The sequence below is a fragment of the Rheinheimera sp. WS51 genome, assembly GCF_050936095.1.
Lineage (GTDB): Bacteria > Pseudomonadota > Gammaproteobacteria > Enterobacterales > Alteromonadaceae > Alishewanella.
Genome location: NZ_JBOTRC010000019.1, coordinates 1 through 24285 on the forward strand (window position 1 = coordinate 1; position 24285 = coordinate 24285).

General features: G+C 43.0%; 28 protein-coding genes. 14 read left to right on the forward strand and 14 right to left on the reverse strand.

Going from position 1 to position 24285, the window contains the following annotated elements; genetic code table 11:
• Positions 1-193 precede the first annotated feature (193 nt).
• The 9 genes from ACRCA4_RS14060 to lptM all read right to left on the reverse strand — a co-directional run bounded on the left by ACRCA4_RS14060 (position 194) and on the right by lptM (position 10097).
• Positions 194-1009 carry a hypothetical protein gene (locus ACRCA4_RS14060; protein ID WP_433189933.1) on the reverse strand — a complete coding sequence of 272 codons (816 nt, stop codon included), beginning with the start codon at positions 1007-1009 and terminating at the stop codon, positions 194-196.
• Positions 1010-1131: 122 nt separating this feature from the next.
• A complete protein-coding gene (locus ACRCA4_RS14065; protein ID WP_433189936.1) occupies positions 1132-3153 on the reverse strand; it encodes a GNAT family N-acetyltransferase in 2022 nt (673 codons plus the stop codon).
• A 47-nt stretch (positions 3154-3200) separates the two neighbouring features.
• On the reverse strand, positions 3201-5372 hold the full coding sequence (gene uvrD / locus ACRCA4_RS14070; protein ID WP_433189939.1) for a DNA helicase II: 2172 nt from the start codon (positions 5370-5372) through the stop codon (positions 3201-3203).
• A 126-nt stretch (positions 5373-5498) separates the two neighbouring features.
• The gene (locus tag ACRCA4_RS14075) at positions 5499-6200 is read right to left on the reverse strand and encodes an HAD-IA family hydrolase (protein WP_433189941.1); all 702 of its coding nucleotides are present in this window, start codon (positions 6198-6200) and stop codon (positions 5499-5501) included.
• 9 nt (positions 6201-6209) lie between these two features.
• Entirely contained in the window at positions 6210-7172 is a 963-nt protein-coding gene (xerC, locus tag ACRCA4_RS14080) for a tyrosine recombinase XerC (RefSeq protein WP_433189944.1), read from the reverse strand.
• Positions 7159-7809: a DUF484 family protein gene (locus tag ACRCA4_RS14085; protein ID WP_433189947.1), complete on the reverse strand. Its 651-nt coding sequence runs from the start codon at positions 7807-7809 to the stop codon at positions 7159-7161. Before ACRCA4_RS14085 ends, xerC begins: the two co-directional genes overlap by 14 nt.
• A complete protein-coding gene (gene dapF, locus ACRCA4_RS14090) occupies positions 7806-8636 on the reverse strand; it encodes a diaminopimelate epimerase (protein WP_433189950.1) in 831 nt (276 codons plus the stop codon). Before dapF ends, ACRCA4_RS14085 begins: the two co-directional genes overlap by 4 nt.
• Before the next feature lie 14 nt (positions 8637-8650).
• Positions 8651-9907, reverse strand: a complete 1257-nt coding sequence (gene lysA / locus ACRCA4_RS14095) for a diaminopimelate decarboxylase (protein WP_433189953.1) — start codon at positions 9905-9907, stop codon at positions 8651-8653.
• Positions 9894-10097: an LPS translocon maturation chaperone LptM gene (gene lptM, locus ACRCA4_RS14100; RefSeq protein WP_433189956.1), complete on the reverse strand. Its 204-nt coding sequence runs from the start codon at positions 10095-10097 to the stop codon at positions 9894-9896. The genes lysA and lptM overlap by 14 nt, the downstream gene beginning before the upstream one ends.
• Positions 10098-10169: 72 nt before the next feature.
• On the opposite strand from lptM, the gene cyaY reads away from it, so the two are divergent.
• The 8 genes from cyaY (at position 10170) to ACRCA4_RS14140 (ending at position 16504) form a co-directional block, all read left to right on the forward strand.
• A complete protein-coding gene (cyaY, locus tag ACRCA4_RS14105; RefSeq protein ID WP_433189959.1) occupies positions 10170-10490 on the forward strand; it encodes an iron donor protein CyaY in 321 nt (106 codons plus the stop codon).
• A gap of 24 nt (positions 10491-10514) precedes the next feature.
• Entirely contained in the window at positions 10515-11195 is a 681-nt protein-coding gene (locus ACRCA4_RS14110; protein WP_433189962.1) for an alpha/beta hydrolase, read from the forward strand.
• A 39-nt stretch (positions 11196-11234) separates the two neighbouring features.
• Positions 11235-12164 (forward strand): hydroxymethylbilane synthase, encoded by a 930-nt coding sequence (gene hemC / locus ACRCA4_RS14115; protein WP_433190013.1) that lies wholly within the window; start codon positions 11235-11237, stop codon positions 12162-12164.
• Positions 12161-12928: a uroporphyrinogen-III synthase gene (locus ACRCA4_RS14120; protein ID WP_433189965.1), complete on the forward strand. Its 768-nt coding sequence runs from the start codon at positions 12161-12163 to the stop codon at positions 12926-12928. Before hemC ends, ACRCA4_RS14120 begins: the two co-directional genes overlap by 4 nt.
• Complete coding sequence (locus tag ACRCA4_RS14125) at positions 12925-14076, forward strand: uroporphyrinogen-III C-methyltransferase (RefSeq protein ID WP_433189968.1); 1152 nt, start codon at positions 12925-12927, stop codon at positions 14074-14076. The genes ACRCA4_RS14120 and ACRCA4_RS14125 overlap by 4 nt, the downstream gene beginning before the upstream one ends.
• Entirely contained in the window at positions 14073-15152 is a 1080-nt protein-coding gene (locus ACRCA4_RS14130; protein WP_433189971.1) for a heme biosynthesis HemY N-terminal domain-containing protein, read from the forward strand. The genes ACRCA4_RS14125 and ACRCA4_RS14130 overlap by 4 nt, the downstream gene beginning before the upstream one ends.
• Before the next feature lies 1 nt (position 15153).
• Positions 15154-15666, forward strand: a complete 513-nt coding sequence (locus tag ACRCA4_RS14135; RefSeq protein ID WP_433189974.1) for a DNA-deoxyinosine glycosylase — start codon at positions 15154-15156, stop codon at positions 15664-15666.
• A 61-nt stretch (positions 15667-15727) separates the two neighbouring features.
• On the forward strand, positions 15728-16504 hold the full coding sequence (locus ACRCA4_RS14140; protein ID WP_433189977.1) for a hypothetical protein: 777 nt from the start codon (positions 15728-15730) through the stop codon (positions 16502-16504).
• Position 16505: 1 nt separating this feature from the next.
• Here ACRCA4_RS14140 and ACRCA4_RS14145 read toward each other — a convergent pair whose 3' ends face one another.
• The 5 genes from ACRCA4_RS14145 to ACRCA4_RS14165 form a co-directional block, all read right to left on the reverse strand.
• The gene (locus ACRCA4_RS14145) at positions 16506-16913 is read right to left on the reverse strand and encodes an acyl-CoA thioesterase (protein ID WP_433189980.1); all 408 of its coding nucleotides are present in this window, start codon (positions 16911-16913) and stop codon (positions 16506-16508) included.
• Between the two features lie 85 nt (positions 16914-16998).
• Complete coding sequence (locus ACRCA4_RS14150) at positions 16999-18078, reverse strand: alpha/beta fold hydrolase (protein WP_433189983.1); 1080 nt, start codon at positions 18076-18078, stop codon at positions 16999-17001.
• The gene (locus ACRCA4_RS14155) at positions 18075-18341 is read right to left on the reverse strand and encodes a hypothetical protein (protein ID WP_433189986.1); all 267 of its coding nucleotides are present in this window, start codon (positions 18339-18341) and stop codon (positions 18075-18077) included. The genes ACRCA4_RS14150 and ACRCA4_RS14155 overlap by 4 nt, the downstream gene beginning before the upstream one ends.
• A gap of 57 nt (positions 18342-18398) precedes the next feature.
• Positions 18399-18635, reverse strand: coding sequence for a hypothetical protein (locus ACRCA4_RS14160; RefSeq protein ID WP_433189989.1), 237 nt, complete (start codon positions 18633-18635; stop codon positions 18399-18401).
• A complete protein-coding gene (locus ACRCA4_RS14165) occupies positions 18632-19483 on the reverse strand; it encodes an RHS repeat-associated core domain-containing protein (RefSeq protein WP_433189992.1) in 852 nt (283 codons plus the stop codon). Before ACRCA4_RS14165 ends, ACRCA4_RS14160 begins: the two co-directional genes overlap by 4 nt.
• 228 nt (positions 19484-19711) lie before the next feature.
• Between ACRCA4_RS14165 and ACRCA4_RS14170 the strand changes: the two genes are divergently transcribed.
• From ACRCA4_RS14170 to ACRCA4_RS14195, 6 genes are all read left to right on the forward strand, one after another.
• Positions 19712-20017, forward strand: coding sequence for a hypothetical protein (locus ACRCA4_RS14170; protein ID WP_433189995.1), 306 nt, complete (start codon positions 19712-19714; stop codon positions 20015-20017).
• A gap of 26 nt (positions 20018-20043) precedes the next feature.
• Positions 20044-20451: a hypothetical protein gene (locus ACRCA4_RS14175; protein ID WP_433189998.1), complete on the forward strand. Its 408-nt coding sequence runs from the start codon at positions 20044-20046 to the stop codon at positions 20449-20451.
• Between the two features lie 91 nt (positions 20452-20542).
• On the forward strand, positions 20543-21361 hold the full coding sequence (locus tag ACRCA4_RS14180; RefSeq protein WP_433190001.1) for a hypothetical protein: 819 nt from the start codon (positions 20543-20545) through the stop codon (positions 21359-21361).
• Positions 21362-21483: 122 nt separating this feature from the next.
• Complete coding sequence (locus ACRCA4_RS14185; RefSeq protein WP_433190004.1) at positions 21484-22395, forward strand: RHS repeat-associated core domain-containing protein; 912 nt, start codon at positions 21484-21486, stop codon at positions 22393-22395.
• The gene (locus ACRCA4_RS14190; RefSeq protein WP_433190007.1) at positions 22386-22763 is read left to right on the forward strand and encodes a hypothetical protein; all 378 of its coding nucleotides are present in this window, start codon (positions 22386-22388) and stop codon (positions 22761-22763) included. Before ACRCA4_RS14185 ends, ACRCA4_RS14190 begins: the two co-directional genes overlap by 10 nt.
• Positions 22764-22931: 168 nt before the next feature.
• Positions 22932-23684 carry an RHS repeat-associated core domain-containing protein gene (locus ACRCA4_RS14195; protein WP_433190010.1) on the forward strand — a complete coding sequence of 251 codons (753 nt, stop codon included), beginning with the start codon at positions 22932-22934 and terminating at the stop codon, positions 23682-23684.
• Positions 23685-24285 lie beyond the last annotated feature (601 nt).

The window sequence follows — 24285 nt, forward strand, 5'->3', positions numbered from 1 at the left end:
CGACCCCATGCGACCAATTCGTCAGGAACGAATTAGAATGCCGCTTGCGGCGGCCCGAAGGGTGCAGGGCAGGACGCCCGGAATACAGTAGCCCACCGCTAGGCAGTTACGCTCTTTCGAGTCTTATAACCTAGATTACAACAAACAAAAAAGCCCCTGTGCTAGGGGCTTGATAGCTAAATGTTTTGTTTCATTATAAACGGACTAAGTTGCCTTTAGTATCAAACATCCATTCTGGTTTTACTAGCATCCGTAAATGTGCAGCGGCATCTTGTTTTTTTATGGCTTTAATAAAATGCTTTTTTTGATCTATGAAAATTAACCATTCTGTTGCTGTGCTAGCTAGGCTGGCATCGTCAACTGCTATATGCATGCCCATATAAGACGCTGTAATATTCTTCCAACCTTGATGTACTTTGAATATATAACGGCTATCGTAGTCTAGGTGCAAATAATTGGCTTGTTCCACTGGGCTAAGCAAATTTCTGTCTGTAACAGTGACTAAAGCAATACCATGACTGCTTTCAATTAGTTTTTTTATACTAGCGGTTTCTGAAGCTGCACTTTGTTGTCTACTGGTTGCTGTGGAAACAGGTGCTTGTGCTAATTCTGAAGAAATCTCTAAAGAAAATACTGTCAGTTCATAACTATCTAGTAATGTCTGATAAGCTTTGCTATCTGTACAATCAATTAATGTAGGCACATTTTTTTTAACGAACTTTGTCAGCTTTTTATCAACTGATTCAACAGACTCTATGCCAGACATTTTAAGCTTATTTTCAATAAGAGAATAAGCTTTTGCTTGACTTACTGGCAATGTAGAATAAATTTTTGCTATGTCAGATTCAGGTTCTTGGCTGATACAATGCTGTTGGAAACGTTCAAGTTCGTTATATTGTATGCTCATTTCTACTGCAGTTTGTAATGTGCGTCGCTCTGATGGTGAGTAGCCATTAGCAGAATATAACGGGCTTGCTAATAAGCCTGTTAAAGAAAGAATAGTAAGCATATAAGATAACTTAAGGGATGAAATGCGTGCACATTAGCTTTAAAAGCGCAAAAAGTAAAGTTAATAATAATCCGAGATTAGCATTGTGTAAATAATGTAAAGTATTAGGCTTGATTTTTAAACTATGTTTTTATCAAATTTACTAGGGTATTTTGCCAATAGTTAATAATGGCCTTTTTACCGCTGAAATCGTAATTTGCGCTTAATTGTTGCCAACTTTGCTGCTGCCACAATTTAGCTGCTAAGGTTTGCTTTAGCTGTGCCGGTAGCAAATTTTGTTGTTGATTAAACCAAGCTAGTAGTAAGTGGTTTACCAACTCATAGGGTCGTTTTTGCTGACAAAATAGCTGTAATTGCTCTAGTTGTTGCGGTGTTATTGGTGATGTTTGCTGAGGCCTTGCTAGCGCGAGTAATAGCTGTGTTGCCAATAATGGGTAGTGTACAGCTGCTTGGTTTGGCAAATACTGGGCAAATTCAGTTGTTAATGTATTACTGACATCTTCTTGTATCAGTGGCTTTAGCATTAATAAAGAGTATTCACCGCTGGCTTTATCAGCCGTTTGGCCTAAACGCACCGCCGTATAACCGGCCTGTTGCCAAAACTGCAGCAAATTAATATTAGCGCCATAACTTGTCCCCAGATAATCAATATTATGCTGTGTAGCGAAAATTTCTATCTGTTGTAACAACCTTTGTCCTAATTTTTGCCGTTGTAACTCAGGTTGTACGGCAATGCGCATTACTCTTAATAAATTACGCGTTGCTAATTCTGGCTTAGCACAATGAAAGGCCAAGCTTTGTGCTAATAAATGGCCTTGTATACGGCGCTGGCCATAATAGATCTGCTTCGCTAGTTGTGGTGGTAAATTGCCTTCTGCACTAAGTAGGGCACAGGCTAATACCGTATCTGTTGCCTCAAACGTCATCACCATAAGATCAGGATTGTCTAGCAGTGATGCTAAATCTTTAACTTGGGTTTGATAATGCGCCAAACTCAGTAGGCTAAACACTTGCTGCAATTTGTTTATTTGTTGTAGCCAGTCGGCAGCGGTATAGGTTTTAACAACATAGCCTGGTACAATTTGCTGATCAAAATTCACTGGGTGTGATTGCAATAGAAAGCTGCTAAAAATCAGCTGCTCTAAGGGATCTTTTATTTGATAACGGATGGGTTGTTGCAAGTGTAGTTTTTGCCAACCTGGGCAGTGCTTATTTAAATGTTGTTGAAAACGAACGGTAAAGCCTCGGCCTGTTCCTTCATAACCATGCTCTGTTGTAGCAAAAACTATCCGACTATAGTGTGCAACAAGCTGTTGTAATATTGGCGTTGGAATAGCGGCCGCTTCGTCTATCATTAACAATGCCGCTGCAGGCTTTTTCAGCAATAGTTCATCTAGCGGCATAAACTGCAAGCAATCATGATCAGACTCTGCAGCTAGTTGTTTAAAATGATTAACAGCAATTGCAGCAGCTTGGGGCGAGGGCGCTGTGATAATTATAGGTTGTTTTATATTAGTGACTAATTGAGCGGCGGTTATGCCAAGTATGGCAGACTTTCCTCTACCGCGATCGGCCGTTAACACTAATGGTCGCCGGCGATGGCCTGTTACAACGCGGCAAATAGCCTGTGCGGCCTTTGCTTGATCTTTGCTAGCAAAAGGTGGTTCAGATGCATTGCTGGCTGCTAGCGTTGGCCAAGCGAGTTGCTGTATTAACTGTTGACCATGGAAAACAAATAGGTTGGCGGTTGTTATTTGTTGTAGCCAAAAACGAATAAACAGCCCCTGATATTCAGTTGCATCTATTGGATAAGGCAGCAAGCTGCTATGAGCCGGATTTGCTTGTTGTTGCCAGAGGCGAAACTCAGGGCATAACACTAGCCAGAGGCCTCCGGCTTTAACACAACCTGATATGGCAGCGACTGCATCCGCTGGAAAACCACTAAATGCATTAACCACAAGTACATCGCATTCTGTTCCTAAATGCTGATAATTGTTTCCAGCTGTGATTAAAGTCGCCGCTTCAGGTGCATCTTCACCTAACCAATATAGCCGTTGAAATTGGTTATGCCCTAGCCAAGTTAAGGTGGCGTTTAATAACAGCTGCCGTTGGCCTTGCCAGATGATAGGAAGCCGAATTTTCAAGTTGGCAGCCTGGGTTAACCATGTTGTAAGTTCAGGATGGGTGAACATTAGCTAACAGCTTGTAAGCGAGCGTAAGCGGTTACTAGCCATTTGCTGCCGACCTGATCGAAATTAACTTGGATCCTAGATTGGGCGCCAGTACCTTCATAGTTAAGCACTGTGCCTTCACCGAATTTAGCGTGTAGTACGCGTTGGCCTAGGCTAAAACCAGTGTTTTCAAAGGCAACATGGCTTGCTTGGCCGCTGAAACGATTAAACTGGGTAGGCTTGCTCACTTGGGTCTTTAGACGAATTCCTTCTATATATTCGGCTGGAATTTCCCGTAAAAAACGTGATGGCCTATTATGTTGCTCTTGGCCATATAAACGTCGGCTTTCTGCGTGGCATAAATACAGTTTTTGCATTGAACGGGTCATGCCGACGTAGCATAGCCTACGCTCTTCTTCTAACCGAGTAGGATCTTCAGCACTTTGCATGCTTGGGAACATGCCTTCTTCTAATCCGCAAATAAAAACTTGTGGAAATTCTAAGCCTTTAGCGCTATGTAAGGTCATCAATTGCACCGCATCCGAGTGCTCTTCTGCTTGGTATTCACCGGCTTCTAGTGCCGCTTGAGATAAAAATGCGGCTAAAGGTGTCATTTCCACATCATTAGCGTCATCAAAGTTTTGGCAGGCCGTAATTAATTCATTTAAGTTTTCTATACGTGTTTGTGCCTTTTCACCTTTTTCTGCTTGATACATGGCATATAAACCAGACTGTTTAATGGCATGCTCAGTTTGCTCGTGCAGAGGCAAGTCATTAGATTGCTCGGCTAACTGGTCAATTAACTGCATAAAATTATTAATAGCATTAGCGGCACGGCCTGATAACTGTTGCTGGCTAATAAGTTGCTGTAAGCTTTGCCACAGGGTGATTTTTTCACTACGGGAATGTAAGCGCACTTTATTTAGCGTCGTTTCACCAATGCCCCGTGCCGGCGTGTTTATTACCCGCTCTAATGCTGCATCATCTTGGCGATTATTTATTAAGCGTAAATAAGCCAAGGCATCTTTAATTTCTTGCCGCTCGTAGAAGCGTAAGCCGCCATAAATACGATAGTTAAGGCCTTCTTGAATTAAAGCTTCCTCTAAAACCCGCGACTGGGCATTATTCCGATATAGAATAGCGCTATCGCTAAGGCTGCCGCCTTTTTTCATCCAGTCTCGTACTCGGCCGACAATAAAGCGCGCTTCATCTAATTCATTAAAAGCGGTATATAAAGAAATAACTTCGCCATCAGCGCCATCTGTCCATAAGTCTTTACCCAAACGACCACTGTTGTTTGCAATAACGGCATTAGCTGCTTTTAATATTGTGGCTGTAGAGCGATAATTTTGTTCTAAACGCACCGTGGTTACATCAGGGAAATCTTTTAAGAAAGTTTGGATATTCTCAACTCTGGCACCACGCCAGCCGTAAATAGATTGATCATCATCACCAACAATCATAACTTTAGCGTTAGAGCCAGCTAAGAGTCTTAGCCATTGATATTGAATGGCATTAGTATCTTGAAACTCGTCAACCAGTATATGCCTAAAGCGCTGTTGATAATGCTGGCGTACTTCGGCATTATTTTTTAATAATTCGAAACTACGCAGGAGAATTTCAGCAAAGTCGACTAACCCAGAGCGATCACACATTTCTTGATAGGCAGTATAAATTTTAAGCATTTGCTGCAGGCTAAAGTCGCCCGAGGCATCAATCATATGAGGTCGTTGGCCTTCATCTTTTCGGCCATTGATAAACCACTGTACTTGTTTTGCTGGCCAATGTTTCTCGTCTAAGTTTAAAGCTTTAAGAATGCGCCTAACTAAACGGTATTGATCGTCAGTATCAATAATTTGGAAGCTTTGCGGTAACCCCGCCTCTTGATAATGAGCTCGCAACATACGATGGGACAAACCGTGAAAAGTACCCATCCACAAGTTATTTAAGCTAACACCAATGGTACTTTCAATTCGGCCGCGCATTTCTTGCGAAGCTTTATTAGTGAAGGTTACGGCTAATAAACTAAAAGGCGCCACCCGCTCTACCTGCATTAGCCAGGCTAAGCGATGAACAAGAACACGGGTTTTTCCACTACCCGCACCGGCAAGCACCAGCATATGTTGTGGCGATGCAGCAACTGCATCCCGTTGTTTATCGTTTAAACCATCAAGCAGGTAAGATACATCCATTGGTATTTCTCGCTAAGCATAATGCCAGCTATTATAACAGCCAAAACCAGTGCGCCAAGCTAACAGCACTTATTAGTGGATAAATAACCAGTTATTTATGTAGTTAGATTAAAATAAGGTATAAATTTACTTAAGCATGGCTTTTAGGTTATGAATATTGGTTAAACGAATATGCGGCAAAATAGCGACCCTGCTGTTGTAATGATCTAACCAAGCGCTTTGGCAGCCAGCCTTTAGTGCACCCATTACATCAGCGCGGTGGCTGTCTCCAATATGCAATATTTGTTTTGGCGCTATGTTTAAACGTTGCGCTGCTTTTAAATACATATCAGGGTAGGGCTTCATTTTACCATCTGGGCCCGCTTGTAAGCTAAACCTAAACCATTGACCTATGCCCATTTTATCAATACAGGCATTACCGTTAGTAATGGCAATTAGTTGATACTGACTTGCGAGTTGTTGCAGTAAGTTTTTTATTGCCTGGTGTACTGAAATACGGGTTCTTGCTTGAATAAAGGCATCGTAAGCTAGTTGTGCTATTTCACCGGCTTCACAAGAGCTTAAACCTAAACTTTGCAAACCAGCATCAATGGCTAATAAACGCCAACGGCCTAAATCATGGCGTATATCTGGCGTTATTTCTGCTAAGCGCAAGCGTTGTTGCCACCAAAAATCACTGTCTGTTGTTATTGTGACAGGAGCATGTTTAAACAAAGCCGCTAGCATTGCTTGTTCTGCTGCGGCAATTACGGGCTTATTGTTATATAAGGTATCGTCTAAATCGAAAGACAATACCGTTATTGGCGTTAACGCTTTTAATAATTGCATTGTAAAGCCTTACTTTTTACGTGCTCTAGGGTGAGCGCTATCGTACACCTTAGCTAAATGAGTGAAGTCTAAGTGGGTATAAACCTGAGTGGTGCTTAAATTAGCGTGTCCTAGCAGCTCTTGAACTGCGCGTAAATCTTGACTGGACTCTAACATATGGCTGGCAAAAGAGTGGCGCAGCATATGGGGGTGTAAATGTTGGCTTAAGCCTTGCTTTTTGGCCCAAAGCTGTACTCTTTGCCTTACTTGGCGTGTACTTATTCGTTTGTGTTGTTTGCTAACAAATAAGGCTAGCTGGTCAGCTTCAGCCAGTTGCTGACAAAAGGCTGGCCGCATATTTAGCCAGTGCTTAATAGCCGTTAAGGCAACGCTACCAACAGGAACAATACGTTGTTTATTTCCTTTACCACTCACGCGAAGAAGCTTTTGCTGCCAGTCGATATCATTAATGTTTAAATTAACCAGCTCTTCTAAGCGTAGGCCTGAGGAATAAAACAATTCTAGAATGGCCTTATCTCGACTCGCTAAAATATCATCACTACTATCAAAACTTAATAGATGATTCACTTGGTCTACGGCTAAATTTTTTGGCAAGTCACGTGCGGCTTTGGGTACAGTTAAATATTGGGCCGGATTATCTTGGCGTAAATGTTGTTTTTGCATAAAACCAAAGAAGCTACGTAACGCAGCTACTTTTAATGCTATGGTCCGTGGTTTAACGGCTTGTAAGCGTAAGGTATTTATATGCTGTTTAAGCTGATTTTGTTCTAGATTTAGCCAATGATATTGGCCGCTGTTAGCTTGCTGCTTTGCATACTCAATAATACTGAGCGCGGTTTGTTCTAGCTGGCGCTGATAACTTGATAAAGTGTTTTTGCTATAGCCACGCTCGTATTGCAGGTAGTGTAAAAAGGCGTCGATTGGCTGTTGCCAATCGGCGTTTAGTTTAGTTACGGAGTTAGGTTGCGTCATAACCTGGCAGTAACTGAGTTAAAATATGACATAAGTGCTGTAAAAACAATTGGTCCATATCTGGTTGGAAATGATCATCATGTTCGCTACCAAAAGCTAATAAAGCTAAAGGCTTTTTATCTTGTTTTATTAATACTAACGCGACTGAATGAATATGGCTTGAAAACAGTACTTGTTGTTCATCTTTATTTAATCGGCCAAGGTAAACACCTTTTTCGTCTAAGCGACGAGATAACAGCATTTGGTATTTATCGATTTCGTTATCGTTAAAACGAATAAGCTGATAAGCATGAACTTGCGGCATGCTTTCGATAAATTGCTGCAGACTAGCTTGAACTTGGCTTAAGTTCTTAGCTTGATATAACTGGGCTTGCAGTTGATTAAATGCCATAAATAGCTGCTCGTTTTGTCTAGCAATTGACATTAAGCGAGTTATATCATCTTCTAAAGCTTGAATTTTTTCACGTTGCATCTCTAATTGGCGTTCGACTAAAGATACACTACCTCGTTGTTTATGCGATAAGCGTAACGAGGCTAATAGCTCTGGTTTGTTTTGAAAAAACTCAGGGTGGTCTTGTAAGTAATCGCTAACCACTTCAGCGGCAATGATATCTTGTTGTATTAATGGCTCTGTCATAAGGCTATTTGTCCGTCGTAAACATGCTCTGCCGGGCCGGTCATCTTAACGGGATGACCAGGACCGTTCCAGTGAATATGTAAAGTACCGCCAGGTAAATCTACTTGTACTTGTTGATGAAGTTTATTTTGCAGTTGGCCAATAACAACAGCGGCACAAGCACCTGTACCACAGGCTAATGTTTCACCTGCACCGCGCTCCCACACGCGTAATTTTATATGATTAGGCGTGATGACTTGCATAAAGCCAATATTGGCGCGCTCAGGAAAACGTTCATGTGTCTCAAAAATTGGCCCTTGTATGGCTACCGCTGCGGTTGTTATTTCCTCAACAATATTCACCGCATGTGGGTTTCCCATAGAAACAACGCCGCATAGCAGAGTATGTTCTTCTGAGCGTAATATATAAGTGAGTTCTGGTTTTTGCGCTTTAAAAGGGATGCGAGAGGGTTCTAGCTGAGGAACCCCCATATTAACCGTCACTTGGCCGTCAGTTTCAATATACAGCTTAATTTTACTCGATTGAGTACTAACACCTATTTTATGTTTATTGGTTAAACCGCGAGCCTTAACAAACTTGGCAAAGCAGCGAGCACCGTTACCGCATTGCTCAGCTTCTGTACCATCGGCATTAAAAATACGGTAATGAAAATCGAGTTCGGGATCATAAGGCGGTTCAACCATAAGTAGTTGATCAAAGCCTATGCCAGTATGACGATTAGCTAAGGCTTTAATCTGCTCTTTGGTTAGAAATACATTTTGGCTCACGGCATCGACCATCATAAAGTCGTTACCTAAACCATGCATTTTAGAAAAATGAAGTAACATTAGTACCTTATAAGTTAACTAGTTAATACTTGTTCACCACGCCATAAATCTTGCCATTGCTCGCGCGCGCGGACTAGATGTAATGCAGTGCCATCGACTAAAACTTCAGCAGGCCTAAGCCGGCTATTATAGTTAGAGCTCATGGTAAAACCGTAGGCTCCTGCTGAGCGTACTACCAATAAATCACCTTGTTTAATGGCTAAAGCTCTATCTTTACCTAAAAAATCGCCAGTTTCACAAACAGGGCCAACAACATCATAAACTGTTGTGGCTATATTCTCATTTAGCGTCACAGGCACAATATTCTGCCATGCGCTGTATAAAGCTGGACGAATTAGATCATTCATTGCCGCATCAACAATGGCAAAATTTTTTTCTATACCGGGTTTTAAATATTCCACTTTAGTTAATAAAATACCCGCATTAGCCATAATAGCTCGGCCTGGTTCCATTATTAGCTCTAGGTGAGGGTAATGACTTAAACGCTGAACCACTTGGCTAATATAATCTGCCGGAGAGGGCGGTGCTTCATCATTATAAGTCACGCCTAAGCCGCCGCCTATATCAATATGTTGTAAGATAATATTTTGGTTAGCTAGGGTATCTAGCAACTGCAGTAGCTTTTCTAGCGCAGCTAAGAAGGGCTGAACTTCAGTGAGTTGTGAGCCGATATGACAACCTAGGCCAACCACTTTTATATGACTGTACTGTGCTGCAGCTTGGTAAACTTGCTCGGCTTGTGAAATATCAATACCAAACTTATTAGCTTTTAAACCTGTAGAAATATACGGATGAGTTTTAGCATCAATATCGGGATTTACCCTAATAGATATAGGCGCAACTTTATCCGCAGCTTTAGCGACTTGCTGTAGTTGGTCTAATTCAGCACTGGATTCTAGATTAAAGCATTTAATGCCTAAATCTAAGGCAAAACGCATTTCTTCAGCCGTTTTAGCTACACCGGAAAATACAACCTTACTTGGATCGCCACCGGCGGCGATAACTCGTCGTAGCTCGCCAGCTGAGACAATATCAAAACCACAACCCTGTTTGGCTAATAGATTTAAAATGGCTAGATTACTATTAGCCTTAACGGCGTAACATACTAAACTACGAGGGTGCTGCGATGCGGCATCGGCAAAGGCATAATAATGCCGCACTATAGTGGCTTTGGAGTACACATAACAAGGTGTACCGAACTGTTCAGCAACTTGAGTGAGCGGTATCTGCTCAGCAAAAAGGCTTTGCTGATTATAATTAAAATGATCCACTAGGTTCACCTGCTGCTTTTTGCCAAGAGTTTTCGTCTGACGCAGTGTTGTTTTGCTCTGGAACTGCCACTTCTGCTGGTGGTTGTGGTAAGGTAAGGGGGCCCATTTGGCCACAACTGCTTACCATGCTTCCTAGCATTAAGGCGCATAATAGGCTGAAAAGAGATCTTTTAGTTTTAAAAGCTTGCATGATGATATTTTATTATGATGATTGCGCTCTATAATCGCATTCTTAGCGATAAAAGCAAACAGGTGAAACAAGATGAATGACTTTGAATATGATGAATTAACCGATAACACACTTTTAGCGGTTGAAGAAGCAATAGAACGGATAGATTTAGACCTCGATTATGAGTTTCATGAAGGTTTGTTAAGTATTACTTTTCCTGATCAAAGTAAGATTATTATTAACAAGCAACCACCTTTGCACCAATTATGGGTAGCAACCAAGTTTAATGGTCATCACTTTGAGTGGAAAGACGATAAGTGGATAGATAACCGCACAGGTGCAGAATTTTGGCAGTTGCTAACTGAGGTTGGCTCACAGCAAGCAGGAACAGCAATCAGTTTTTCAGCAAAGTAATTTAAATTTTTTCGGATAGGTGTTATGGCTTTACTTCCTTATGTTGATGTTGCGGCTCAAGGTGAAACCCAAGCTGTCGTAGTGTGGTTGCATGGTTTAGGTGACTCAGGACATGGCTTTGCGCCAATAGTGCCTGAGTTGAATATACCTAAGGATGCAGGGATCCGTTTTATTTTTCCTCATGCACCAGAACAACCAATAACAGTAAACGGCGGCATGCGCATGCGTGCTTGGTACGATATTAAAACGATGGATTTAACCCATCGTGCAGATGAACCCGGGGTGCGTGAATCAGCAAAAGCGGTAACAGCGTTAATAGATAGCTTAATTAGCCAAGGTATTTGTAGTGAAAAAATTATCTTGGCAGGCTTTAGTCAAGGTGGCGTTATAGCGTTACATTTATTACCTAGGCTTAGTTATAAGTTAGCGGGTGTTATCGCGTTGTCTACTTATATGTGTGCGCCTGAAAAGTTGGCTGATGAAGCGACTAACACCAACAAAAGCACGTCAGTCTTTTTTGGTCATGGCTCTGAAGATCCGGTAGTGCCAATGGCAGCAGGACAGCAAGCCTTCCATAGCTTAAAAAAGCTGGGCTTTAATGTTAGCTGGCAGGACTATAGAATGCAGCATAGCGTATGTGCGCAAGAAGTTGCTGCTATTAGTGCTTTTATCCAACGGCAATTAATGACACAGGTAGAAAATTAAATGCAAGTTAATTTAGCTTCAACATCTACAAGCGCTCCAATACAAAAGGTACGCATTGCTACTCGTAAAAGTGCATTAGCACTTTGGCAAGCAGAATACGTAAAAGCACAACTAGAGCGGCATCATCCGGGCTTATTAGTTGAGTTAGTTCCTATGTCGACTCAGGGCGATATTATTTTAGATACGCCGTTAGCAAAAATTGGTGGTAAAGGCCTTTTTGTTAAAGAGTTAGAAGTCGCTATGTTAGATGGTCGAGCCGATATAGCTGTGCATAGCATGAAAGACTTACCAGTCGAGTTTCCGCCAGGGTTAACATTGCAAACAATTTGCCCGCGAGAAAACCCACTGGATGCCTTTGTCTCTAATCAATTTACTAGCTTAGAACAATTGCCTCAAGGCGCAGTAGTCGGAACTTCTAGTTTACGTAGGCAAAGCCAAATAAAAGCATTACGTCCAGATTTAACCGTGCGCGATTTGCGCGGCAATGTTAATACCCGCTTAGCAAAGCTAGACCGAGGTGACTTTGCGGCCATTATATTAGCGGCTGCAGGACTAATTCGTTTAGGCTTTGAGCAACGAATCGCTTCTATTATACCCGCTGAAGTGAGCTTGCCGGCAAATGGTCAAGGCGCGGTAGGAATAGAGTGTCGTGAAGGTGATACGCAAATACAGCAATTGCTGGCGCCTTTAGAATGTCAGAAAACACGGTCTTGTGTGTTGGCAGAACGAGCGATGAATCGACGTTTACAAGGTGGCTGCCAAGTGCCTATTGGCGCCTATGCTGAACTAGAAAATGATCAGCTTTGGTTACGAGGCTTAGTCGGGTCGGTTGATGGAAGTCAAATTATTCAGCATCAAGTAAGAGGTGCAGCTAAGGATGCAGAAGCCTTAGGCACTGAATTGGCGAACTACTTACTTGGCCAAGGCGCCGATCGTATTTTACAGGCGGTGTATCAGGCTGCACCATGAATGGTAAAGCGTTAAGCAGTAACAAGGCTTTTTTAATTGCCCGGCCAGCAGGAAAAGCAGATAAAATGCTAGCCGAGTTGGATAAAACAGGTGTAAATTACTTATTTCAGCCTTTAATTGAAATTCGTCAGTTAGCAATAAGCCAAGCCGATAAGCAGCAAATAAAACAGGCTGACGCCCTTATTTTTGTTAGCGTAAGCGCAGTGCAGTGCTTGCAGTCTCAAATTGAGGCTAGTTTAGTCACTGCACGCTTATTTGCCGTAGGCGACACCACGGCTGCGGCATTAGAAGATTGGTTACAGCGACCAGTTTGTGTGCCAGAAGATCAGCGAAGTGAAGGCCTAATTAACTTACCCGAGTTTAAACAGCTGGCGGCAAAGCGGGTGGTTGTTATACGTGCTGAAGGGGGCCGCGAATTAATTAAACAGCAATTATTGGCTTTAGCAGCAAATGTAAGCTACGTATTAAACTATCAACGACAAGTGTTAGCATTAGATGGGGCGGCACTATGCCAACAATGGCAGCAGGCGGGCATTGGTTGTATTGTGGCAACGAGTAACGAGATACTGCAGCATTTATTTAAACTCATACCGATAGCCGGCCATAGTTGGTTAACAAGTTTAGATTGGATTTTAGTCAGCCCACGCATGCAGCAAAAAGCGCAGCAATTGGGTATAGCAACTAACAAAATTACGTTGGCGGAGAATGCGAATGATATTTCATTACTGCACAGCATCGGCCAGATAAATAGGAGTTATCAATGAGTGAAACCGTCGTCAGAGCTAGTGAGGCCGATGAGCCACTAAAAGAACTAAAACAAAAAATTGATGATGAACAGCAACAAGAAAATACTAAAAAGCCTAGCCAAGGGCTAGCAGCTTTTAGTTTATTGCTGATTATTTTATTGATTGCTGCTATGGCTGCGGCTGTATATTGGTTATGGCCACAATGGCAAAGTCTACAACAACAGTCAGCACAGATGCAGCAGTTACAGCAGCGTGTTAGTGCCCAAGTGCAACAGCAGCAAAACACTGAGCAACAGTTACTGAATACCTTAAGCCAACAACAGTCGGCTAAGTTAGGCCAATTAGAGTTACAGCTAGCTCAGACTGAACAAAGGTTAAGCTTGGCTTTGCAACAAGCACTGACTGAGCAGCAAGTACAAATTCAAGCTTTACGCCAGCAAGTACAAACTAAAGATAGCGCACCACCACGGCATTGGTTGTTAGCAGAAACAGATTATTTACTCCAGTTAGCAGCAAAAAAAGTCTGGTTAGAGCATGATTTTACAACGGCTATCTCGTTGTTAAATACGGCACAAGAAAAGCTAATTAAAATAGATGACCCTTCATTACTTTTAGTGCGTCAAGCCATTAATCAAGATATTGAGCAGTTACGTCAGTTACCCACCATTGATTTATCTGAAGTGCATTTACAGTTGCAGCAGGCAAGAAAGCTAACAGCGCAGCTGGCATTGAAACAGCAACATAATAACGCCATGCCGCAATTAACTAAGCCAGAAGGTGGCGTAAAGCAATGGCGTCAAACATTACATTATTATTGGCAGCAGGCGTGGAGTAATTTATTTACCGTGCGTAGTGCAGTGCCTGAAGATTATTTTAGCTTAAGCAAGGAGCAGCAATTAATGCTTCGCAGCAGTTTAAGTCAGCATTTACTTTTAGCTGAGCTAGCTGCATTAGAACAAAATGAGACAGTGTACTTAGCGGCGTTAGAGCAGGCTATTAGTCAGTTAGGTCGCTATTTTGATCCAGCCAATGATGAGGTTAGCCAATTACAATCTCAATTGCAGCAGCTTGCTACCGTTAATATTAGTAAGCCCGAGCTCAAAGCGTTATCAAGCGTTAGTCAAATGCAGCAATACCAGCAGCAGCTGGAAGAGAGCAGCTTATGATTAAGGTATTATTGTTAATAGTGGCATTAGCGGCAGCTATGCTACTGGGGCCTATTTTTGTTAATAACCCAGGCTATATCAAAATTATTGTCGCCGGATATGTAGTGGAAATGACAGTGTTAGGTTTTATTATCGCCTTAGTGATATTGAGCCTAGGGTTTTGGATTTTAGGGATTATTATCCGTAAGTTATTTCGGGTTAAATATGTGTCGTTTAACTTTTTTCGCTGGCGCCGGCAACGCAAAGCGCAACAAGCATATGAACTTGGCCTGCAAGCTTTTGCTAAGCAGCAGTGGCCGCAAGCGGCAGAATGGCTTAATAAAGCAAGCGCCGACAGTTTTATGCAGACAGAAAAGCATTTACTTGCTGCTTATGCGGAGTTTTACTCAGGAAATCAGACGCAAGCGGATGAGCATGTTGAAGCCCTAACAGCAGAGGATAATAATAAGCGCTTTGTGCAAGCAGATTTATTATTACGCCAAAATGAACCGGCAAAAGCCTGCGCGGTATTAAACGATCACGTCAATGCTGATACCACAGATAAAGGCTTAGGCCAGTTATATATTTATGCTTTACAGCAGGCCGGCCAATGGCAAACTTTATTACAGCTAGTGCCCGCAGCAATTAAACATAAGTGGTTTGATAACCAACAGTGGCAACAGCTTCGCTTTGCTATTTATCCGATCGCCCTTAGCCAGCTTAGCCAAGGTATTGGTTTTGATGAAGAAGCGGCCTATTGGCAAGCACTGCCAAGCAAAGAGCGTAAATCTACAGCAGCAGCTTTAGGTAAAGCCTGGGCATTAGCGAAAAGTGGCCAAACTGAAGCGGCAGAAAAAGTATTAGCGTCGCATCTAACGCTAGAGCAGCTACCTTCAGCTTTGCCTTATTTAAAGCAAATTCCACTAGGTACTTCTGTATTAAAGCTACGTAAGCAAGCACAATGCTGGCTGCGTGATAATGAAAGTAACGGCTATATTTATGCTTTATTAGCTCATTTAGCTGAGCAAGAAGGCGAACAAGCGCACGCAGCTGTGGCATGGCAAAAAGCGCTGCAGTATGAACCTTCGCTAGGTTAATATGGCAGAAATAGAACGGCTGCAAGGATTAGCAGCCGTTAGTTCAGCGCAAGCAAGGGTATTAGTATTAGGCAGCATGCCCGGTGCAATATCGTTGCAGCAACAACAGTATTATGCCCACCCACGAAATGGCTTTTGGCCTATCATGGCCAACTTGGCAGGTTTTCCAGCAGATTTAGCTTACTCTGAGCGTTTAACCGCACTTCTAGATGCAGGTGTCGCTATTTGGGATGTTATAGGCCACTGCCAACGACAGGGGAGTTTAGATACGGCTATTAAAAACGAGCAAGTTAACGATTTTGCGAGCTTTTTCTCTCAACACCCTAAGCTTCAAGTTATCGCCTTTAATGGCGCAAAAGCAGCGCAAAGCTTTAAGCGCCATGTATTGCCTTTGCAGATAGTGCCAACCGAGATAGCATTAATCAACCTACCTTCTACTAGCCCAGCTTATGCTGCTCTTTCTTTGCAGGAAAAACTTAAGCAATGGCAACAACTTAAAAGCTTTATATATTGAATTAAACTTGATCCTGTAGGTCTTAGCTTTACCGATTACAGTTTGAAGCAAGGACGCGCAGTTGTCTGGGGTTGTTATATTATTTAAACAGTTTAATAAGCACTATAGTAAAGCGATACTTCTGTCTGTGTTGCTACATGCAATCTTGCTAATAGTGCTTTTACAGAGCAAGTTCACACCGCCTAGCATTAAAGTTAAGCCAGAGCCCATTATTTCATATCTATACTCAGCACCAGTGCCAAGTAATAAACAAAAATTACAGCCAGAACCAACAGTAACAGTACCGATTCAACCTAAAATTAAGGCTGAAGTTAAGGCTGAAGTTAAGGTTGAAGTTAAGTCGGTTAATACTAAACCAGAACCCATTACTGCTGTAGAACCGCAGCCTGGGGGTATAGAGCAGTCGCAATCCGTTATTGCAGAATTAGAGCAAAGGCCAATCACACAAAATGAAGTCGAGCCAGAACAACTCAATAGACAAGGTCTTAGTCTAGCTCAGCGAGCGCTCAATCGAGCCGCTGGGTCTACACCGGTTGATATTGAGCAGGCTGCCGCTGTTGGTTATCAGCAGTATTTACAAAGCCAACAGCAGCCTAAAATAACGGTAGCCAAGCGATATCAAGCACTAAGCGCTAATCCAGGGCAGCAGGTGATAGCTCAATTAAATGATGGCAGGCAGCTGATCCGCACCAAAGAGGGTTGCCGTATTGCTGATCCGTCGAAGCAAGGTTTTGACGCCTTAATGGCGGCTAATGCGGTAGTACCCTGCGGTGATGAAGATGACCGTAGCACCAGCGCCTTGCTACAGCAGGCGCTGGAAAAACATATTAAATATTAAATTATCCGGCTAAGTGTTGCTCTAAGCGTTGCTTTAAATCACCGTCAATGGCAACTGCTTTACCGGTTTTCTGATCCAGGCAAACAAAGGTGACCTGCGCATCGGCGGCGACAGCATCTTTGCCGGCAATACGCACCTCCTGCGTTACTACCGCGCTTTTACCGCCTACCTTGCTAAAGCGGGTAAACACTTCCAGCGTATCACCCATGGTGGCGGCCACGCGGTAGTTAATATTGATATTCACAATCACCCAGGCCAGGTTGTGCCTGGCAAACCAGTCAATATCGCCGCTGTCTTCTAAGTAACCCCAGCGGGCTTCTTCTAAGAATTCTAAATAGCGGGCGTTATTAACGTGTTGATATACATCTAAATGATAACCACGCACTTTAATTAAGGTTTTATGTGTCATGTATAGGCTCGATTAATTTAGCAAAAGCTAATTGTGGCATAAATATACAGGCCATACCAGATGGCGCTTAAGCTAGGTATTGATGCTAATTCATGCAGGCATTGTCTTTTCTTGTTGTACTAATAAACTGGTGCACGCGCTTATTTACACTATCAGCGTTATCGACATTAAGAAAGTGGCCGGCATTAGCAACAATAGCGGTTTCAACGCAGGGTAAAACCTGCTGTGCTTGCTTTAAACTCTGTGCTGTATTAATAATATCTTGATCGCCAATTAGTACTAAGGTTGGCATAGTTAAGCGGCGCAGCTCGTCATCAGCAAAGGGCGTCATCTGGCTTAACAAGTCGGGCAAGGACTTATTGGTTGCTGAATAGCGATAAAAGTGGTCGATATAAAGCTGATCAATGTTATCAACATTAGTCGACATGGTTTGTAGCATGGCCCTAAGCTCACTTCTTTTGGGGTTAAACAAAAAATACACGCTTTTAAGCGCATCTAAGCTTGGTGTAATCCAAGCAAAAGTTTGGGCTGGGCTTAGTAAGACTAACTGGCTAACTTTAGCGGGCTCGTTTAAAGCAATTTGAGTGGCAAACCATCCACCTTGTGACGCGCCAATTAGAGCAAACTGTTTAAGCTCTAGCGCGTTAAATATTTCATTATACCAAGCCATAACTTGGGCAATATCAGCAATATCTTTGTTAGATTCAGACTTGCCGCTGCCCAATAGGTAATCAATGGCATAAATCTTATAATGTCGAGCAAGCCAAGGCACATTGGGGTACCACATGGTAGAGTTTGTGTTCATACCATGCAGCAAAATAAGCGGGTAACCATCGGCAGGCCCAGACACCACAACTTGCGCTTCGCCAAAAGAGGTTGGTATACGAAGCTCGGTATAATCGTCTCCCCAAAGAGTCAGCGCACGATTATAAAGCTGCTCAGTACTTAAGGTTTCAGGATCCTCTTGCACTAAGCTGGCATATTGGCTTGGCTGCATGTCGGTTGCATAATTCTTAATTGCTTGTTGGCGTGCAGTTGGTGGCTCACAAGCGGTAAGCAGCAATAGTGAGCCTGCCCACAGAGTAACGGCACTAAAAGTTAATTGCCGTAATATGCTGGCAATTTCTGTAAATTGAAGTTGGATTAACTGCGATAGCTTATTCAATGAAAACCTCCTAAAGATAGCTGTATGTTACCGGTGTATCTAAAGCGTGAAGTGCTTTGGTTTATCTGCTCGCCATAAGGGCCGTAGCGGTGGGTGGTTACTACACCGCCTGTGGCGTTGGTTTCACTGACAATAGAGCCGCGCTCGTCGGCTAACAGGTAACGCTTATTGCTGGTGCCAGTGCCGGTGTACCACACTAGCGGGTCGTCGTTGCCAGCACCATGAATATAGCGGTTAAGCAAGGTGCCAGTTATTACCCTCATGCTTATTAATTACTACAGTAATTTCGGTTAAATATTTCATACTGCAGCCCACGAAATTTACTGTTTATTTTTTTTGTGACTATTCATGTTATTGCAAAAAAATAAAGCGTAGCCTACTAGATAAGCACCAAATAAAAATAATAATCCTAAATGCAAAAAAAATGTTACAGGAGTATGCTCGATAGAGTAAAAATCACCTTTAAAAGTGAATTTTCCAAGAACTATAAGCTTTGAAGAATAATACAAAGCAACTGAACCAATAATTACAATAACAGCACGAATCAGTATATTCATTTTTTCTTCTCTTTAACTTGATCCACCTTTTTCTCATTATGTTCCTGGATTGTAGTAACTCCAGCTCCAGTTAAAACAGAAGTTACATGGATTGCGAATTGAGCCTTACCAGAAATCATCTTTTTACCCGCGTCCGTTGCTATGTCGGTAAGCATTATGCCTGTCAATGCTGATGCCGCAGCCCCTGATGAAGCCGCAACAGAATTTTCATGAATATCACTTGCTATACTTGCGATTGCCGACAGAGCTTGTGCTGCTGGATGAGGCAGCACTCCTGCAATTGTACTTACTATTCCCGCATGCTCACCCGCAAAACTTCCGGCCTCCCGATTAACCTCTTGTATCTCTTTATCCAATGAACTTTTTAAATCTCGCCAAGCGCCAGACAGTGCTTGCCCGAAGTTCTCATACTTCTTCCCTTGAATAAAAAAACTCTCAGCTGTCTTTCCAGCTGGGTCTGTCATATTAACCGGATCATTGCCCACATAAGCATACCAGTTCATGCCATCTTCGTAGCCAATGGGGTCGGTTTGCATAAAGCGACCTAGCTTTGGATGATCTACCCGTGCTTTGTAGTGGTAAAGCTCGGTGCCCGGTAGCAGTATTTGGCCGGTGTATCTAAAGCGTGAAGTGCTTTGGTTTATCTGCTCGCCATAAGGGCCGTAGCGGTGGGTGGTTACTACACCGCCTGTGGCGTTGGTTTCACTGACAATAGAGCCGCGCTCGTCGGCTAACAGGTAACGCTTATTGCTGGTGCCAGTGCCGGTGTACCACACTAGCGGGTCGTCGTCACCGGCGCCATGAATATAGCGGTTTAGCAAAGCGCCGCTGGCGTTGTATTCGGCCACCAGCTCGTCGCCGTCGTATAAAAAGCTGGTTTTACTGCCGTTTAACGTACTGCTGTTCAGCCGGCCTATGGCTTAAGGTAGTGCCGGCTAGGCGCTGCCTGGGATCAAATCTTGGCTTTTGTCACTTAGCAAAGGCAAAAGTCAAGACGCGACCCCAAGGTTTCTATGAAATCAATGAACCTGACCCTATTGATTTGTGATGTATATTGGAAAATGAAACACGCACAAATGACACGGAATGAGGTGCGTGCTCTGCATGAAGCGCTTAAAGAGTTACCCGACTATGGCTATGAAGTCATGCAAAATGAACTAAAAGGGGCAACCTGCATCGGACCGAGTTGTAGTATTACGGTTCAGGATTGCCATTGTGGTAATGGATGGTCTTTTCAGGGGGCTGGAGGTTTTTTCGGGAATGATTCTTCGGCTGGTATTCAGCAGTGTAAACGTGACAGTTCTCTGAATGAAATGTCATTAAGGCCTATGGCGCAGGATGACCCTAATTGCACATGCACTACACGCACGATAAGCTTTTAATACCTGATTTTCTAGGAGTATTTGTTTTGAGAGATTTATTCAAATTTATGGTGTTGTTATTGCTGTTTATTGAGCTGATATGGCTTTTTGTTCCCAGAGACTGGGCATACTTTGGTCATGATATGGCCGCAGGCTGGAATGGAGCTGGTGGTGTGTTGAGTGACGAAGTCTATAGGATCTGGTCCATTTCATATTCTGTCGCTTTATTAGTAGTCTATTTCGCTTTATATAACTACATAAAGTGGGCGCCACGGGCGCTCTTAGTGCTGGTTTGTATAGATTTGGCCACCACCTCATTTTTGGGGATTTCTGTGTTCACTGGTTTTGATCTGTTTCTTTATAAGTTGATATTGATTTGCTCTGGTGCGGTGTTAGCCATGGCCTATTTTTCAGATTTGAAAAAAGACTTTGTACGCAAAGTGGGTAGTGCTTAGTGTTACAGCTAATTTTAGTGGTGCCAGCAGGCGATACACTGCTGTGCAGGTGTTCACAAATAAAATTTTATGAAAATTCTACGGATTGAATATGTTCGGTTTATTTAAGCCAAAACCCATACTGTCTCAAGAAGATACTGATTTTCAGATTGCCACGTTTAAATGGCTATTAACCCACTTCGGTGGGGAACACTTTTATCAGGAGACTCAGCTCATCTTACCCACCAGAGATTACTTTCCTGCTGCTGTTAAAAGTGCAAATGAAGCGGCACTTGAAACATTTAACACCGTTAAAAAGTATGCCGGCATGGAAACCTGGCCGTGCAAGTTAGAAGCCCAAGAACAAGACATTGACGCAAGAGTAGCGCCTACTGTGTTTATTGAAAACTTGCCGGGCAGCCCAAACGGGACCTTTGAAATTACAGAAAGCAAAGAAGTGGTCATCACGTACAATCCCGCGCTGGTAAAAAATCCAACTCAGTTAGTAGCAACCTATGCTCATGAGTTAGCTCACTATTTAACCGGAACTGTGCCAGAACCTCCCCCGGGGGGCTGGGTTAATTGGGAATTTGCGACAGATATAACTGCTACTTTCTTGGGTTTTGGTGTGTTTATGGCTAATTCAACATTTAATTTTCGGCAATTCACGGAAGTGGGTAGTCAAGGCTGGCAAGCCAGCCGCAGTGGTTATTTAACCGAAGCCGAGCATGTATTTTCGCTCGCGTTATTTCTGGGATTGAAAGGTTTACCTGTGCAAGCGGCATTGCCTTATCTGAAGCCCAATTTAAAAAGGTTATTACGAAGGGCAGTGAGATACCTTGCAGATACCCAATTAATCCAAGAGTTGTCGGCAATAGAGTATGTGCCATTCACTCAAAATTCACGGGGTGAATTAAAGGGTACTCCTTAAATTTTGTTAAGTTATGCATGGCTGTGAAAAAGTGTCTTAGCTAATCCGATAGCGGTTATTAGCTCCGCCTCCATATTTCACTTAATGCTATTAGCTACCGGCATAATGCGCTGGGCCAGCGGGTGGCCAAGCTGGTCAATGGCGCGGTAACCGAAAAATACCTATGGCAGGATTTAACCACCCTGCTGGCGGTATATAACGCCGATGACACAGTAAAACAACGCTTTGAATATGGCCTAAGCCATACGCCGGTCAGTTTTAGCCAAAGTGGGCAGCGGTATTATATTCAAACCGACCATTTGGGCAGCCCAAGGGTGATTAGCACGGCTAATGGCACAGTGGTAAAAGCCATTAGTTATGATAGCTACGGTAATGTAATTAGCGATAATAACCCAGATTTCAGCATTCCATTTGGCTTTGCCGGTGGTTTGCAGGATAGTGATACCGGCTTAATCCGCTTCGGTTACCGTGATTACGACCCGGAGACTGGGCGCTGGACAGCAAGAGATCCAATAGGCTTTGCGGGTGGCGATACTAACCTGTATGGGTATGTGTTGGGTGATCCGGTTGATTTCTATGATCCGGACGGGTTAATATCAATTAAATTTGATGCTTATCTCGGTATCGGTGGTGGCATTACTTTTGGCTATGACCGTCAAACAGGCAAGTTATTTTACGGTGGTCGTGTGGGAGTTGGCGTTGGTGCTGGCTTGAATATAGATCCAAATGATCGAGGCCCACTCGGAATAGCCAGAAAAGAAAATCCTTATGGGGATGTTAACCCAGGGCTGAAACCTGGAGATTCAGGGGTTGTTGCTGGCGGCGATATTAATGTCGGCTTGTCTTTGTTCAAATATGAGAATGGATTTGGAGCGAGCGGCGGACGGTTTTTCGACTGTACAAATAACTCATTCTCACAAGAGTTCGGTTTTTCATCATCATTTAATGCTGCTGGTGGCCAGGGGAAAAAGGCAAACCCGTTAAAAGTTAGTATTGGTGCTTCTGCGACGATAGGAGTTTATGGATGGCATTAAAAGATATTTTTACAAACCTGAGAGATATCCCGATGGGGTTATTACTCTTGGTTGTGCTAGGTGCAGCACCTATCTTGATTTCTGTTCTGGAGTATAACCCGTCGAAAGTCGGTTGGACTTACGCTTTTGAATATATTGTGATTTTTATGCTATTTGTTAGTGCTGTAGCTATTTTATATAGAAAAAACTGGTCGCGGGCGTTTTATGTTATTAGTTTTTTCCTTGTGATGCTACAGAGTTACCTCACTGAAATTGATGCAGTAATCGAATACATTTACATATCAATCCTGTTTAGCATTGTTATTGTTTTTGCTCTGGGCTGGTACCTTTTTTCGTCACCTTCGTCAAGGGGGTACTTTAGAAGATAGCAATGCTATTAGCGGTAGCATACAAGAAGCCAATAGCAGGATTTAACCACCCTGCTGGCGGTATATGATGCTAACAATAACGTTAAGCAGCGCTTTGAATATGGCCTAAGCCATACGCCGGTAAGCTTTACCCAAAGCGGCCAGCGTTACTATATTCAAACCGACCATTTGGGTAGCCCACGGGTTATTAGCAGTGCCACCGGCACGGTGATCAAAACCCTTAGCTACGACAGCTATGGTAATGTGATTAGCGACAGCAACCCGGATTTTACTATTCCATTTGGCTTTGCCGGTGGTTTGCAGGATAGCGATACTGGTTTAGTCAGATTTGGTTATCGTGATTACGATCCGGAAACCGGAAGATGGACAGCCCGTGATCCGATAGGCTTTGCCGGTGGTGATACCAACCTGTATGGGTATGTGTTAGGTGATCCGGTTAACTACTTTGACCCTATGGGATTATGGCGTATAGGTGATCCATTACCACAGAGTTGGGTGGATGCTTCTGCAGGATTTGGTGATGGTGTTATCTCTACGTTTACTGTTGGCTTGGTCAGTGGGTCCTCTATCAGGGAGCAGATGGGGACTGCAGGGGCAGTAAATATGAATTCTAGTAACTATCAATATGGAGAGTACACTGGGATGGGTGTGGCCTCAGTGGGTAGTCTTGCTGGTGCAGCCAAATCAGCGGTATTGACATACCAAGCTAGGGCTAAGGCACTTGCTTGGAGAACGAATAGCAAAACAGCTAGAAAGACCGGAGCAAAAAGATTAGCTCAGGCAGGTACATACAAACATGCGGGAAACACGGTACTTTGGACTGTATTTGGCGGCTGGGGTGTTTCTTCTTGGTTTGAATTATTTGGTTTCGATCTCATAGATTCCACTTTTGGAGTACTTGATAAACATGGATGTAATTAAATGAGGTTGCCAAATTTATTTGGGAAACCATCTATTCTGTACGCTTTCATCAGCGTGTCAGCTTTGTTGCTTTTAAGTTTCGATTTTTATGAGGCCATTGTTAATGGGCGGATAATGATACTCAGATCTGCTGAATATGCTCAATTCGATGGAACCCTTCCAGAAATAATAGTCTTCGTGATGGCATTGATTGTCAAACTGGTTGTTTTCGCTTTCTCAATGTACTACTTAGTATATTGTATATTGGAAATCAGACATGGCTTTGTCTGCAGAAGAAGTAGGGCGAAGGTTGTATCAAAAGACAGTAAGAGAAAATCGAACAGAATGAAAAGATGACATGACACTTATCTAAATGAAGCGATGGTCGCTTAAGCCAAAAAACGGTAACGGACAATGGTGAAACGGCCTTAAGCCAATACCAATACAGCAGTACAGGCCGTTTACTCGCAGTAACTACGGCCGATAAAGCCATCACCTACCGGCACAATGCGCTGGGCCAGCGAGTAGCCAAGCTGGTTGATGGAGTAGTTACCGAAAAATACCTATGGCAGGATTTAACCACCCTGCTGGCGGTATATAACGCTGATGACACAGTCAAACA